Below are 15,716 nucleotides of genomic sequence, written 5' to 3' on the forward strand. Positions count from 1 at the left end.
GCGCCACGAGCGCCAGCCTGGGCCTGGGCAGCGGCAGCATCACCGGCGCTCTCGATGCGACGACGACGGGCGGCGGCGCCATCACCCAGACCGGCGCACTGACGGTGACCGGCGCCACGACCCTGAGCAACGGCAGCGGCAATATCACGCTGGCCTCGGCCAACAATCTGCAAGGTGCGGTCGACATCACGACCACCGGCACGACGCAGATCGCCAATGGCAGCGGCAATGCGCTGACCTTGGGCACGCTGAGCACGCGCACGCTAACCGTCAGCACCAGCGGCGCCGCCCTGGCCCTGGGCAGCGGCACGGTCACCGGCGCCCTCAGCGCGACGACGACGGGCACGGGCGCCCTGACGCAAGGCGGCGCGCTGACGGTGACGGGCGCGACGGCCCTCGGAAATGGCAGCGGCAATATCACGCTGACCACGGCCGGAAACGACTTCCAGGGCGCGGTCAGCATCACCAGCACCGGGGCCACCCAGCTCAGCAATGCCAATGGCAATACCCTGACCCTGGGCACGCTGAACACCGGCGCGCTGACCGTCAGCGCCAACCATGCCGACCTGGTGCTGGGCAGCGGCACCGTCGGCGGCAACCTCAGCGCGACGACGACGAACAACGGCACGCTCACGCAGAGCGGCGCGCTGACGGTGACGGGCACCAGCAGCCTCAGCAATGGCAGCGGCGACATCACGCTGACCTCGGCCAACGACCTGCAGGGGGCTGTCAGCGTCACGACGACCGGCACCACGCAGATCAGCAATGGCAACGGCAAGGCCCTGACCCTGGGGACGCTGAGCGTGCGCGACCTGACGGTCAACACCAGCGGCGCCAACCTGGGTCTGGGCAGCGGCACCATCAGCGGCAACCTCGGCGCGACGACGACCGGCACCGGCGTCATCACGCAGAGCGGTGTGTTGACGGTGACCGGCACCAGCGGCCTCAGCAGCGGCAGCGGCGGCATCACGCTGGCGGCGGCCAACGACCTGCAGGGCGCGGTCAGCCTCACCAGCACGGGCAGCAGTCAGATCGTCAACGGCAGCGGCAAGGCCTTGACCCTGGGCACGCTGAACACCGGCGCGCTGACGGTCAGCACCAGCAATGCCGACATCGACCTGGGCAGCGGCACGGTGGCCGGCACCCTGAGCGCCACGACGACGGGCAGCGGCACCATCACCCAGAGCGGCGCGCAGACAGTGACCGGCAGCAGCGGCCTCAGCAACGGCAGCGGCAACGTCAACCTGACGTCGGGCAACAACCTGCAAGGTGCGGTCAGCGTCACGACGACGGGCACCACGCAGCTCAGCAATGCCAGCGGCAACGCGCTGACCCTGGGCACGCTCAGCACTCGCGCCCTGACGGTCAGCACCAGCAATGCCAATCTCGGCCTGGGCAGCGGCACCGTCACCGGCAACCTCAGCGCCACCACCACCGGCACCGGCGCCATCACGCAGGGCGGTGTGCTGACGGTGACCGGCACCACGGCCTTGAGCAATGGCAGCGGCAACATCACGCTGACCTCGGCCAACAACCTGCAGGGTGCCGTCGGCATCACCAGCACCGGCACGACGCAGATCGCCAATGGCAATGGCAACGCGCTGGTGCTGGGCACGTTGAACACCCACGCCCTGACCGTCTCCACCAGCAATGCCAACCTGAGCCTGGGCAGCGGCGCAGTCACCGGCAACCTCAGCGCGACGACGACGGGCGCCGGTGCCATCACGCAGGGCGGCGCGCTCACGATCAGCGGCACCACAGCCTTGAGCAACGGCAGCGGCAACATCACGCTGACGTCGGCCAACAACCTGCAAGGCGCGGTCAGCCTCACCACCAGCGGCACCACGACGCTGGGCAACGGCGGCGGCAACCCGTTGACGCTGGGCACGCTGAACACCGGCGATCTGACCGTCAGCACCACGGCCGGCGGCGCGCTGAACCTGGGGCAAGGCAGCATCAACGGCACACTGAATGCCAGCAGCCATGGCGGCACCCTCAGCCAGACCGGCGCGCTGCTGGTCAGCGGCATTGCGACGCTGGACGCCACCACCAGCGGCGACATCAGCCTGCCCAACACCAGCAACCAGTGGCACGGCCTGAACCTGGTCGGCAACTCGCTGGACCTGCACTCGGGCGGCGACCTTGAGATCCTCGGCCTGACCCAGCCTGCCAACCGGGCATTGACGCTGTCTGCCGGTGCCAACCTCATCCTTGGCCCGGTGGCCAGCATCAACACCGGCACGGCCGACCTCACGCTGATCAGCGGCGGCAGTTTCACCATGGGCGGCGTGCTGGCCGGCCACAACGTCGAGCTTCAGGCCCAGACCGGCCTCAGCCTGGGCCAGAACATCACCGCCAGCGGCACGCTGAAGCTGACGACAGCCAGCGGCGACGTCAACCAGACCGGCGGCAGCCTGCTCGTCACCGGCACGACGGCGGTCTCGGCCGGTAGCTCGGTCATCAGCCTGAACCAGCCGGGCAACCATTTCAGCGGCGCCGTCAGCCTGAGCGGCGGCGTCACCGGCCTGACGGACAGTGCCGCGCTGACACTGGGCACAGTGAACACCGGCGACCTGACGGTCACATCGACCGGCAACCTCGGTCTCGGCCAGGGCAGCGTCACCGGCACGCTGAGCGCGACGAGCAACGGCGGCGCGATCACGCAGACCGGTGGCCTGACGCTGACCGGTGCGACGACGCTGAACGCCGGCGCGGCGGACATCACGCTGAACCAGGCCAGCAACGATCTGCAGGGCGCCATCACCGCCACGGGCGGCGCGGTGTCACTGCGCAGCGCCAACAACCTCAACCTCTTCGCGCTGGCTCAGCAGCCCAACAAGGGCCTGGAGCTGGAGGCGGGCGGCACCCTCATCCTGCCTGCCGGCACGAGCAATATCGACACCGGCACCGAGGCCTTGACCCTGTCCAGCGGCGGCGTGTTCAGCACCTTCGGCACGCTCAAGGGCGGTGCCGTTACGCTCAAGGGCCAGTCGGCCACGCTGGCGCATGACATCACGGCCACCGGTGCCCTCGCCGTGACCAGCACCAGCGGTGTCATCAACCAGACCGGCGGCCGCATCAGCGCCGCGGGCACGAGCAGCTTCGATGCCGGCAGCCAGGCCATCACGCTGGACGCGGCGACCAACCAGTTCACTGGCCTGGTCTCGCTGACCGGCGGCACCACCCAGATCAGGAGCCAGGGCGCGCTGGGGCTGGGCAGCCTGGCGACCGGCTCGCTGCAGATCCTGGCTGGCGGCGCACTGGGCTTTGGCACGGGCAGCATCGGCGGCGCCCTCAGCGCCACCAGCAGCGGTGCCGTCACGCAGGCTGCTAGCGGCTTGAGCGTCACCGGCACCGCAACCCTCAACGCCGGCGGCGCCGACATCACGCTGGGCGATCTGGCCAACAGCTGGACCGGCGCGGTCGCGCTGACCGGCAGGAATGCCGTGCTCACCGGCAGCAGTGCTGTCACGCTGGGCCATGTCAATGCCACCTCGCTGACGCTGACGACGGGCGGCGCCGTCAGCCAGGGCGCGGGCACGACCATAGCCCTGACCGGCGCCCTGGGCGTGGACGCGGGCGCTTCGGCCATCACCCTGGCGAACACCGGCAACCAGCTGGGTGGCATGGTCACGCTGAAGGGTGGCGCCACGCAGCTGCGCACCACCAACGCGCTGACGCTGGGCACGCTGGACACCGGCGCGCTCACAGCCAACAGCACCGGCGCCCTGAACCTGGGCCACGGCACTGTTGCCGGCAACCTGAGTGCCACCAGCGGCAACGGCGTCGTCACGCAGGCCGCTGGCGGCTTGAGCGTCAGTGGCACTTCCAGCATCAATGCGGGCACGGCCGACATCACGCTGGACGACGCGGCCAACAGCTGGACGGGCGCGGTGGCGCTAACCGGCCGCGACGTGCGCCTCACCGACACCAGTGCCGTCGATCTCGGCGCGGTCAGCATCCGCTCCCTCGTGCTGAAGGCCGGTGGCGTCGTGACCCAGAGCGCACCCCTCAGCCTGACCGGCGCCTTGAACGTGGATGCGGGCAGCGCCGCCATCACCCTCAACAACACCAGCAACCAGCTCGGCGGCCTGGTCACGCTCAAGGGCGGCGTCACGCAGGTGAAAACCGCGGCCGGGCTGACCTTGGGGCCGTTGACCACCGGCGACCTCACGGTGGGCGCTGCCGGCCCGCTGAACCTGGGCCAGGGCCATGTCACGGGCAACCTCGTGGCCAACAGCGGCAATGGCGCCATCAGCCAGTCCGGCGCGCTGCACGTGACCGGCTCCGCCGCCTTCACCTCCGGCAGCGGCAACATCACGCTGGCCAACGCCGGCAACCAGTTCCTCGGCGCGCTGAGCCTGACCGGCAATGCGGTGACCCTCTTCAACCAGCCCAGCCTGAGCTTCGGCACGCTGAGCTTCAACAGCCTGGACGCTACCAGCAACGGCAGCATCACGCTGGGTAGCGGCACGCTCAGCGGCGCGTTGACCGCGCGCGCCCTCGGCGGCGCCATCACGCAGATCGCCGGCGGCCTTACCGTCGCCGGCAACGCGACGCTGCAGGCGACGACAGGCATCACGCTGACCGATGCGGCCAATCACCTCAACGGCGTCGTCAGCCTGAGTGGCAGTGCCAGCGCGGTCACGAACGCCGGCGGCCTGCGCCTGGGCACGCTGGCCACTGCCGGCCTGACGCTGAATGCGGCCGGCACGCTGGACCTGGGCAGCGGCTCCGTCGGCGGGACCCTCACGGCAGTCAGCAGCGGCGCCATCAGCCAGTCGGGTGCCCTGTCAGTGAGCGGCGGCACCAGCCTGAATGCGGGCAGCGCCGGCATCTCGCTCGGCCAGGCCGGCAATGCCTTCGCCGGCAGCGTCGACCTGCGTGGCGGCACCACCGTCATCACGGGTGCCGGCGCGCTGAGCCTGGGCAGCCTCAATGTCGGCGGGCTGACGGCGTCGGCCTCCGGCGCGCTGCGCCTGGGGACAGGCACGGTGGGGGGCAACCTCAATGCCGGCGGTGCGGCCATCACCCAAGTCTCCGGCGGCCTGGCGGTCAGCGGGGCGTCCACGCTGAGTACCGGCAGCGGCAACATCGATCTTGCCGAGGCGGGCAATGCCTTTGCCGGCGCGGTCAGCCTGGTGGGGGGCGATGTGACCCTGGCCAACAGCGGCGCCCTGCACCTGGGCAGCTTCGCGGTGCATGACCTCAAGGCCAGCGCCGGTGGCGACCTCGACCTCGGTGGCGGCACCGTGAATGGCGAGCTCACGGCCACCACGCGTGGCAGCAGGATCAGCCAGTCCGCGGCGCTGACGGTCAACGGCGTGGCCAACTTCGTCGCCGATGGCGGCCTGGCCACTCTGGTGCTGGACCAGCCGGGCAACCAGTTGCTGGGCGGCATCGCCATGCGCGGAGTAAATGGCGGCAGCTTCGCCAGCGCCGACATCAGCAGCGCGCTGGACCTGAGCTTCAGCGGCGATGTTCAGACGCTGAAGCTCAGCAGCGGCGGCCTGCTGACCCTTGGCGGTGGCCGGAGCACGACGCTGACGGCCGCGGCCCACAGCGGCATCGTGCAAACCGGCGCGCTGCAGGTCAGCGGCCTGACGACCCTGATCGCCCAGGGCGGCACGGTCATGCCAGTCGACATGGTCCATGCTGGCAACGACCTGAACCGCGTGCAGTTGCAGACCCAGGCCGGCGGTAGTCTCGGCCGCGTGCAGCTGCGCGATGGCGACGGCAGCCGGCACGACGGCCTGCAGTTGCTGGGCGACGCGGCCAGCCTGGAGATCACCTCAGCCGGTGCGCTGGACTTGGGCGGCGGCCGCTACGGCAGTCTGATGGCTGACACGAGCGCCACCGGCGCAGCCCTCACGCAGAGCGGCGCTCTGGCGGTCAGCGGCCCGGCGACGCTGAAGGCTGGCGGCGGCGCGATCACGTTGATCCGCCCCGACAACGACTGGGGCGGCCTGGTGCAGCTCGGCGGCGGCACAGTGCAAATCACCGCCGCTGGCGCGCTGACCCTGGGCGATATCGCCACAGACAGCCTGAGCGTGAATTCGGCCGGTGCCCTCAACCTGGGCCAGGGCGTGATCGGTGGTGCCCTGCTCGCAAGCAGCGGCGGCAACGCCATCACGCAATCTGGCGCACTGCAGTTCGGTGGCATGGCCACGCTCAACGCCGGTGGCGCGGACATCGCGCTGCCCCACGCCGGCAATCAGTTCCTCGGCGTCATCAACCTCGCCGCCCGCGACGCGACGCTGTTCAGCCTGCCCGGCCTCAGCCTCGGCACATTGGCTCTGCGCAGCCTGGACGCGAGCAGCAACGGCGGCATCATCCTGGGCACCGGCAACCTGAGCGGCGCGCTGAGCGTACGAGGCGCCACGATCACTCAGATGGCGGGCGGCCTCGCCGTGGCGGGCGGCAGCACGCTGCAGGCAGCGGGCGACATTACGCTGACAGAAGCGGCCAACCAACTGGGCGGCCTCGTGAACCTTAGTGGTGGCACGACGGCCCTGAGCAATGCCGGCGACCTAAGTCTGGGCAGCGTCGCGACCGGTCCCCTGACGCTGGAGGTGGCCGGCGCGCTGAACCTCGGCGGCGGCCAGATTGACGGCGAGCTGAAGGCGGTCAGCCGCGGGCTACTGACCCAGACCGGTTCGCTCGCGGTCAGCGGCGCAGTCACGCTGGACGCTGGCGCCGCGGCCATCAGCCTCGGCCAGGCCGGCAACGCCTTTGCCGGCACAGTCATCAACCTTACCGGCGGCAACACCCTGCTCGTCAACAGTGGCCCGCTCAGCCTCGGCCTGCTGGACGTGGGCGACCTGACGGTCGCCTCGAATGGTGCCTTGCGGCTTGGCAGCGGCACGGTCGGCGGCGAACTGAAAGCGAGCAGCGGCGGGGGTGCGATCGGCCAGGTCGCTGGCGGCCTCAGCATCGCCGGCGCGTCGACACTGGACGCGGGCAGCGCCGCCATCCAGCTCAACGAGGCCGCCAATGCCCTCGGTGGCCCGATCCATCTGCTGGGCGGCGATGTGAGCCTCGTGGCCAGCGGCGCGTTGCGCCTGGGCAGCTTCACAACGCGCGATCTCAAGCTGAGCGCCGGCGGCGACATCTCGCTGGGCGGCGGCCGCGTCAGTGGCGATCTGACGGCACTGATCCGGGGAACGACCCTCACCCAGACCGGTGCGCTGTTTGTCGCAGGCTCGAGCGATTTCATCGCCGACGGCAGCCTCGTGAATCTCGTGCTGAACCAGCCCGGCAACCAGTTGCTCGGTACGGTCAGCATGCGCGGAGTGAACGGCGGCAGCTTCGCCAGCGCCGACATCAGCAGCGCGCTGGACCTGACGTTCAGCGGCGATGTGAAGACGCTTACGCTCAGCAGCGGCGGCCTGCTGACGCTGGGCGGCGGCCACAGCGACAGCCTCAGCGCCGCGGCGGCCAAGGGCATTCTGCTGACCGGGCCGCTGCAGGTGAGCGGCCTGACGACGCTGATCGCCAACGGCGCGGCCGTGCCCGTCGACCTGGCCACCCATGGCGCGGGCAACGACCTCAACCGTGTGGAGCTCAAGGCCCAGGCCGGCGCCAGCCTCGGACAGGTGCAACTGCGCGATGGTGATGCGGCGCGCCATGACGGTCTCAAGGTCACGGGCGACGCCGCCCAGCTCGAAGTCACGTCGGCCGGCGCGCTGGACCTCGGTGGCGGCAGCTACGGCAGCTTGGGCGTGGACACCGCGGCGACCGGCGCTGCCGTCACGCAAAGCGGCGCGCTGACGGTCTCGGGCCTCACGACCATCAAGGCCGGCAGCGGCAATGTCACGCTGACCCGGCTCGACAACATCCTGGCGCGCTTCGCGATCGACAGCGCCGGCATCGCCAGCCTTGTCAGCGCGGCCGACTACAGCGTCAACGCGAGCAATGTCTCGACCCGGCTCGAACTCGGCGGGCCCGGTGCCATCAGTCTGGTGGGCCCGCTGTCGGGTAGCGGCGAGCTCGTCATGAGCGGCAGCGGCAGCCTGACGACGACGACGGCGCAGAGCTACAGCGGCGGCACGCGCATCAACTCGGGCACCGTGGTGCTGTCGGGGCCCTCGGCCCAGGCCGGCAGCGGTGCGGTGCAACTCGAAGGCACAGGCCAGCTCGATCTGCGCGACGGTGCCGTCATGAGCGCGGAGCTGGTGGCCAATGGCGGGCGCGTGATCAACACCTCGGGTGCTGGCACGCTGGCCGGTGCCGTGACGCTGAAGGCGGCCGTGACGGAGTTCCTGCCTGGCACCGGCGGGCTGACGATCGGCGGCTCAATAGTCGACGGCGGTGCCGGCTTCGGCCTGCGCCTGGCCAGCAGCGGCACACTGACGCTGGCCGGCAGCAATCACTACGGGGGCATGACCGACATCGCCTCCGGCACCCTGCGCGTCACCGGTGAGCTGCCCTCGACAAGTGCGGTGCAAGTCGCAGGCGGTGCGCTGTTGGCCCTGGGCAAGGATCAAGCCATCGGCTCGCTCGCCGGTGCGGGCCGCGTCGAGCTCGGCAGCTTCACACTGGGCACGGGCCTGGATGGCACGAACACGAGCTTTTCGGGCAGCCTCACCGGCAGCGGCGGCCTGACCAAGCTGGGCAGCGGCCGCTTCGTGCTGAGCGGCGGCGGCGCCCACACCGGCGCGACGCGCGTGGCGGCGGGTGAACTGGTGCTGGCGAGCAGCACCGCGCTGAACGACGTCACGGCCGTGAGCGTGGACGCGAACGCCACGCTGACGGTGCAGCAAAGCCTCAACCTCGGCTCGCTCGCCGGCGCCGGCACGGTGGACGTGCAGGCGGCGCTGCTCGGCGTCGGCAGCAATGGCGGCAGTACGCGCTGGGATGGCGCCATCATCGGCAGCGGCGGCCTGGCCAAGCTTGGCAACGGCGTCTTCACGCTGGCCGGTCACAACACGCTGGCGGGCGATCTGCAGGCCAATGCCGGCACGCTGCAGCTCGAAAGCGCCGGCGTCGTCAAACCCTTGGCCGCCGGCGCAGCAATAGCGCCGGTCGTGCCGACCTCGGCTGGCGTCAACGTGGCCGACGGTGCGGCGCTGGAGTTGCTGACCGACGTCGACCTTGGTGCGCTGAGCGGTGCCGGCCAGGTGCAGCTCAATGCCAACACGCTGGTCCTGGGCGCCAGCGGCCGCAGCAGCCGCTTCGACGGCGTCATCGGCGGCGCCGGCGGCCTGAGCAAGGCGGGCAGCGGCACGCTGACGCTGGGCGGCGCCAACCTCTACACCGGTGCCACGCGGGTCGACGGCGGCAGCCTGGTGCTGGATGCGGAACAAACCCTGGCGGCGGCCAGCGCTCTCGTCATCGAGACGCTGGGGCAGGTGCAGGCCAATGCGCGCCAGACGGTGGCCTCGCTGAACGGTGGCGGCAACCTGGTGCTGAACGGCGCTTCCCTGGCGGCCGGCGCCGATGGCGCCGACGGCCGCTTCGAAGGTGTCGTCAGCGGCAGCGGTGGCCTGGTCAAGCAGGGCGCCGGCATGCTGACGCTGACGGCCGCGCACCGCAACAGCGGCGCCACCGTCATCGAGGCCGGCACCCTCCAGCTGAGCGGCAATGGCGCCCTGGGTTCGGGCGAGATCCAGAACCAGGGCGAATTGCGGCTGTCGCGCGGCGACGCGCTGGCGCTGGACCAGGCCATCATCGGCCGCGGCAGTCTCGTCGTCACCCAGGGCCAGGTGACCCTCAACAGCGCCGGCAACAGCTACAGCGGCGCCACCCAGGTACTGGGCGGCAGCCTCATCACGACGGCGGCCGAGCGCCTGTCCGACGCCAGCGCGGTGCAGGTGGCCGCCGGCGCCCAACTGCAACTTGGGGGCGCCGAGACCATCGCCTCGCTGCAGGCCGCCGGCAGCGTGCGCCTGGCCGGCAACCTGACGACGCGGGCCGAGCAGGTCTACACCGGCAGCCTGACCCTGGCCAATGCGGCCGGGCTGACGCTCACCGGCACGCTGATCGACGCCAGCCGCAGCAGCAACCAGTTCGGCAGCGCGCCGCTGGGCCTGAGCGGCGGCCAGGCCCTGGTGGCCGCCAAGGACAGCCTGCAACTGGGCGACGTGACCCTGTCGAGCGGCGGCCGCATCGAGGCGGGGCGCCTGGCCATCAACGGCAAGTTGCAACTCACGGGCGGCAGCCTCGCGCTGCTGGCCCAGGCCGCGCCTGACGACGCCAAGGCCACGCTGCAGGGCACGGCCCAGGTGCCGGTCGCCGGCCAGCCGCTGGCGGTGGCCGAGGCGACCGTGCAGCAGGGCAGCGCGAGCGCCATCACGGTCGCCGAGGGTGCCTCCCTGTCGGTGCAGGCCGCCGGTGGCGGCTCGGTGCTGCTGGCCCAGGATGCCAACAGCTTCAAGGGCCAGCTCTCGGCGCTCAGCGGCGCGAACTACAACTCCGCCTGGGCGCCGAATGCCAAGGGCGGCCAGGCCGTGCAGTCCGAGGTGCGCGTGTCCGGCCAGCAGGTGGGGGTGGGGGGCAGCGGCATCGAGGCCGACCTGATCTACATCCGCGCCGACCAGCTCGCCACGGCCGGCGACGCCAAGCTGGTGGCCCGCATGCCGTTCGACGAGATCGTGCTCGGCAGGGCCTTGTCGGCACCGGGCATGGTGCTGGAGCTGGCGCCCGGCGCCTTCGGCACGCCCGGCAGCTTTGGCGCCGTCAACGGCCAGCCCATCCGCATCGAGGTGGGTTCCACTGCAACGGGGAGCCGCACGGTGGGACCGAACGCCGGCTATCTGACCGTGCTGCCCAAGGCCGGTGCGCAAGGCTCGACAGCGGTCGTGCTGATCGGCCCCGAGGTTGGCAGCCAGCCCACCACCGGCGGCACGGCCTATCGCTTCTTCCATGATGGGGCCAGTCAGGCAACGGAGATCCCGGTGGTCTATAACGGAGTCCTGCCGCTGACGCCGGCGGCCTCTGGAGCCCTGTCTTCCATCAATGGCGACGCCGAGGACGCCCGCCGTGCCCGCTTCCAGGAGACGGTGCGCACCGAGAACGTGACGGTGCGCTTGCGTTCCGGCGTCATCGCCGAGGTCGGCCCCGGCCGGCCGTCCACCCAAGGCAGCGAGGGCGCCAAGCCGCCCGAACTGTGCGACCCCGCCGCCCAGCCTGCGCTGAGCTGCAAGCCTGCGAGCCCATGACCGTGCAGTCCGAACCCCCTATGTCCCCCCGCCTCGCGCGCCGCCGCTTCCTGTGGGGCTCGTTGCTCGGCGCAGGACTGGCCGTGCGGCCCGTCGCGCGGGCCGCCGCGGACTCTCAGCTGCCGAGCACCGAGATCCGCCTGGCGCTGCTGCTGGGCAACCGCAACTATCCGCAGCCCTTTGACCTGCCGCCGATTCCGAAGAACCTGCGCGACCTGGAGGCCGTGCTGGAGCGGCGCGGTTTCAAGGTCACGTCGGCGCTGGACCTGGACCTGCCGGCAGCGCGCCGTGCGCTGGAAGTCTTCATCGCCGAAGCCGCCGCCAGCCCGGCGGATGCGACCGTGTTCTTCTACTTCAGCGGCCACGGCGTGCAGGTGGACGCGTCCAACCTGCTGCTGCCCGCCGGGCTCAACCCCTCGGCCAAGGGCGAGCTGCTGCAAAACAGCAGCATGCAGCTGCTCAGTGACGTCGTGCGCCGCCTGCCCGCGCGCCGCGAGGGCATGATCATCGCGGTCGTCGATGCCTGCCGCACCGGCCTGCGCGCCGGTGAGCTGGTTGGCCTGAACCAGGTCGAGGCGCCACCGGGCTGCCTGATCACCTTCTCCACCGGGGCCGGCAAGCCGGCCATCGCGCCGGCCGTCGAGACGCAGAACACCTTCTACACCGGGTCGCTGGTCAAGCTGATGGGCAGCGTGTCCGACCAGACGACCTTCCCCGAGCTGATGCAACTGGTGCGCAGCGACGTGCGCGAGACCATGCTCAACCACCCGGTGGCCGCCATCCGTCAATTGGCCCAGGACCCCTTCATCGCCGACCACACCCGCGTGCGCCTGAACGTGGAGCCCAAGCGCGCAGGTGCCGTGGCGCCCGCGGCGCCCGACATCGACGAGGACGCGGTGCTGAAGAAGCTCGAGCAACTGGCCTGGCCCGCCGAAGTGGTGCAGGTGGCCGAGGACTTTCTGAAGGCCCGGCCCGAGAGCCCCTTCGCACCTGGCGTGCAGGTGGCACGCGACGGCGCGCGCAGTGCGCTCAAGGCACTGCAGCGCAGCGACGTGCGCTTGTACCGCTCGGCCTTTTCCTTCAACCCGGACATGCCCGCCGAGCAGCGCCAGGATCTGCTGCGCTGCGGCCGCGGCGACAAGGACGCCGCCGCGCGCATGGCCTGGCGCGTTCGTGGTCAGAACACTGGCGGCTATGGCTCCTCGGCCGCGCAATCGCGCTACGAGGGCTGGATGCAGTTCGCCGTGGCCCTGGGCAACGGCATTGCCAGCTACGAGCTGGCCCTGCATTTCCGCAACACCGGCCAGCCGCTGCTGGCGTCGCAGTTCGAGGCGCGTGCCCGCGACCTGGGCTACACGCCGCCGCCCGACCTGGACAACGTGCGCAAGTAGGGCCGGGGCGGCGGCTACTTCACGGCGCCCTTCAGGCCGGCAGCAGAGCCGCCGACCGAGCTGATCAGGTCGGCGCCATTGATCAGCGTGTCCATGTTGGCGTACTGCTTCACGGTCTCAAGGAGGGTGCGCGGGGCCAGGACCGGGATCTTCTCAAGGTCGCCGACGACGCCGCGGGCCTTGTCGATGAAGGCCTCGAACTCCTTGTCGCGCTGCTGGGCCTGTTCGATGGCGGTCTGCGCCTTGGTTTGCTCGTCGTGCAGCTTCTTCAGCACGGCAGCCTGCTTGGTGATGCCCTTGAAGTCGCCGGCCGCCTTGACCACCTCCATCTTGTCCTGGGCTTCCCGGGCCTTCACGGCGAGCTTGTCCAGCACGGCGCGGGTGGCCTGGATCATGCCGCGGCGCTCGGTGCACATGCGGGAAGCATCGTCCAGATGCTTGGGCAGGCCGGCCGTCTTGTTGGCGATGCTGCCCAGGTGGGTCTGGATGACCTTCAGATCGGCCTCCAGATTGGCCAGGGCGCGCTTTTCCAGGTCGTACTTGCCCTTGATGTCCCGGCCAACCTTGACCAGGGCGGTCAGCCCGCCGAGGCTGGCGAAGGCGACACCCAGCGCGGCAATGGCAGGCGCCGCGGCGCCAAAGGTGACGATGGTCAGTGCAATGGCGGCGGCGGCGGCGCCGAGGATCAGCACGCCCTTGATGACGGCGCCGGCCACGTGGCGGAACTTCTTCCAGCGGATGTCGCTCTTGATCTTCTTCTTGGCCTCGACCTCGGCATCTTTCTCGATCTTCTCGGCCCAGACCAGGATCTGTTGCTCGATGGTGTTCTTGACCGCGTCCTTGAGGTAGTCGTTGTATTCCTTGATCTTGGTGTCGAGCGACTTCTTGCTGCCCGACGCCGCCTTGATCTGCTCCACGAGCTTGAGCGGGTCGGTCTCCGTGGTCATGTCGTTGTAGGCCTTCTTCATCGCGTCGATTTCCTTTTGCATGGAACTCAACGGCAGCGCAAAGCCCTCGATCTGCTTCTTGAACTTCTTGCGCATCTCGGCTTCGAAGTTCTTGGCGATGTAGTCGAACTTGACCCGCTCATGGGCCTCGTCGCTGCCACTCTCGAATTCGTAGGTGGCCTCCAGCTTGGGTGGCTTGAGATCGTCCGTACCCGGGATGTCCTCGGTGATGGTGATCGTCTTCTTGACCATGGTGGTGTCTCAGTCGGAATGAAATGGCAGCGGCGATGCGCATGCAAGGCGCCGCCATGTGTGACTGCGCCGGTCCGGAAGTTCCCCGGCTGCTTACCGCGCGCGGCGCTGCACTTCGATGTTGGCCGCGATGACGATGCGCGGCCGGTCGCCCTGGTAGGGCTCCACCGAGTGCCTCAGCCAGCCGGGGAAGATGGCCAGCAAGCCGGTGCGAGGTGTGACGCTGAAGGTCGTCGGGATCAGCTCCGCGCCCGGCATGGAGCGGTGCGAGCCGATCGGATTGATCCAGCTGATGCGGCCCGACGCGGCGTCGTCGCAGTCGCCCGCGTCGACGTAGTACACGGCCGACCAGTGCGCATCCACGTGATCGTGGACCTGCACATAGTGCCCGCGTTCGAGCACCGTCGCCCAAGCCTGCAGCATGAAGCGGGCTTCGTAGTCCACGCCGCTGCCGACGCGGGCATGGACGCCGCGCACCTGTTCGATGAGCGTGCCGAAGAAGGCGTCCAGGGGCTGCACGCGCCGCGCCGGCAGATCCGCCCTGGAATGCCAGCCGCCGACGACGCTGCGTTGCACGCCTTCGCCAAGCTCGCGCTCCAGCAGGATCCATTCCGCCAGCTCGGCGTTGGCGGCCTCGTCCAGCACGCCTTCCGCCAGCGCCAGCGGCACGGCGAACAGCTGCAGCAGCTGGGCTGCTGGCCCTTCATCCGGTGCAGGCGTCATCGTCGATGTCCCGCCGGGCGCGGCTTCAATCCTTGTAGACCAGCATGCCCTTTTCCTGCATCCAGGCGTAGGCGGCGGGGTAGGCTGACTTGCCCTTCTTGCGAACGTCGGCATTGCCGTTGTTCACGGTGGCATAGAACTCCGCGAACCATTCACCGGGGGCGCGGTACTGGTACATCGAGACCATCTTCTTGCGCGTGGGGGCGGCGAAGCTCACCCAGCCGTCGTCGCCCAGGCCGGAATCCAGATAGACGCGGCCGTTGTGCGCCACGGGATCGGGGCCGAGGCTGAAGAAGGCGTTGGGCTGGATGCCCTGGCGGACGACCTTGAAGAAGGCCTGGCCCAGGTCGAGCGCGTCCTTCAACACCGTCATCTTCTGCCCGCGGGCCGCAACCTTCTTCATGGCCTCGGACTTGGGGCCGAAGAATTCGAAGGTGGCGGTCGCGAAGTCCTGCTTCAGGCCGACGTCATTGCCTTGCAGCTTGGTCGCCTGCACGGTGTTCAGCCAGCGCAGCAGCTCGGGCTTGGCGTCGTCGGCCATGTCGAGCCTGGACTTGAGTTCCGCAGCCAGGGACGTGACGAGGTCGTCCAGCTCCGTAACGACGGCGGCCAGCGTCTTGTGGCCACGCCACTGGCCGCCGTCCATGGAGTCGGTCAACGCCTTGCCGTTCTTGGTCGCGTGGACGGCGTGGCCGAGTTCATGGCGCACCATCACATCGAAGCACTTGGTCCCTTCCAGCGGGTCGCCAGGCACCGCGTTGAGGTAGTCCTGATCGAAATTGGCATCGTCCTCGCCGAAGTCGAACTGGGCAAGCTGCGTCTCCGGGATGTAGGTGCCGGACGTTCCCTTGCCCGGTACCGCGTTGAGCTTCCACTTCTCGGGCAGATGCTCGGCAGGGAAGGTCGCCAGGATGTCCACGGCCTTGTCGAGGACGTGCGGTGGCACGGGCGCCGGCGCTTCCCCGTTGTCGTCGGTCTTGACGCTGTCCAGCGAGCAGGCGAAGGCCTTCTCGAACACCTTCTGGCGCAGCGCCGTGTCCGTCTTCGGCGCTGACCGCAGCGCGTTCAGCAGCTCCTTCTTCACGCCCTCGGTCGGCTTGCCCTTGACGGTCTCGAGGTAGTCCATCACCTCGCCGCGGAACTTGGGTTCGGCCAGCTTGCCTGCCAGTTCGCCCTTTTCCATGGCTTCCTGGACATTCTTGAGTGCCGGCGGCAGCACTTCCGGCACGGGAGCGTCCTTGCCT

The 15,716-nt window shown here is 69.8% G+C and carries 5 protein-coding genes; 2 read left to right on the plus strand and 3 right to left on the minus strand.

From position 1 onward, the window contains the following. Positions 1-17: 17 nt before the first annotated feature. Both AC1DU6_RS06645 and AC1DU6_RS06650 read left to right on the plus strand, forming a co-directional pair. On the plus strand, positions 18-11,159 hold the full coding sequence (locus AC1DU6_RS06645; RefSeq protein ID WP_477856385.1) for a beta strand repeat-containing protein: 11,142 nt from the start codon (positions 18-20) through the stop codon (positions 11,157-11,159). Between the two features lie 20 nt (positions 11,160-11,179). Next, the gene (locus AC1DU6_RS06650; RefSeq protein WP_457322324.1) at positions 11,180-12,550 is read left to right on the plus strand and encodes a caspase family protein; all 1,371 of its coding nucleotides are present in this window, start codon (positions 11,180-11,182) and stop codon (positions 12,548-12,550) included. Between the two features lie 14 nt (positions 12,551-12,564). Here the strand turns inward: AC1DU6_RS06650 and AC1DU6_RS06655 are convergent, their stop codons facing one another. From AC1DU6_RS06655 to AC1DU6_RS06665, 3 genes are all read right to left on the minus strand, one after another. After that, complete coding sequence (locus tag AC1DU6_RS06655) at positions 12,565-13,749, minus strand: hypothetical protein (protein WP_457322326.1); 1,185 nt, start codon at positions 13,747-13,749, stop codon at positions 12,565-12,567. A 93-nt stretch (positions 13,750-13,842) separates the two neighbouring features. Continuing rightward, on the minus strand, positions 13,843-14,472 hold the full coding sequence (locus tag AC1DU6_RS06660; protein ID WP_457322327.1) for a putative 2OG-Fe(II) oxygenase: 630 nt from the start codon (positions 14,470-14,472) through the stop codon (positions 13,843-13,845). A gap of 25 nt (positions 14,473-14,497) precedes the next feature. Beyond that, on the minus strand, positions 14,498-15,716 hold a 1,219-nt coding region (locus tag AC1DU6_RS06665), incomplete at its 5' end, for a hypothetical protein (RefSeq protein WP_477856384.1).

The sequence above is a fragment of the Roseateles sp. P5_B10 genome (assembly GCF_056400485.1).

Coding starts and splice junctions, on each gene's coding strand:
- AC1DU6_RS06650 (WP_457322324.1), top strand. CDS start 11,180: ATGTCCCCCCGCCTCGCGCGCCGCCGCTTCCTGTGGGGCTCGTTGCTC.
- AC1DU6_RS06655 (WP_457322326.1), bottom strand. CDS start 13,749: ATGGTCAAGAAGACGATCACCATCACCGAGGACATCCCGGGTACGGAC.
- AC1DU6_RS06660 (WP_457322327.1), bottom strand. CDS start 14,472: ATGACGCCTGCACCGGATGAAGGGCCAGCAGCCCAGCTGCTGCAGCTG.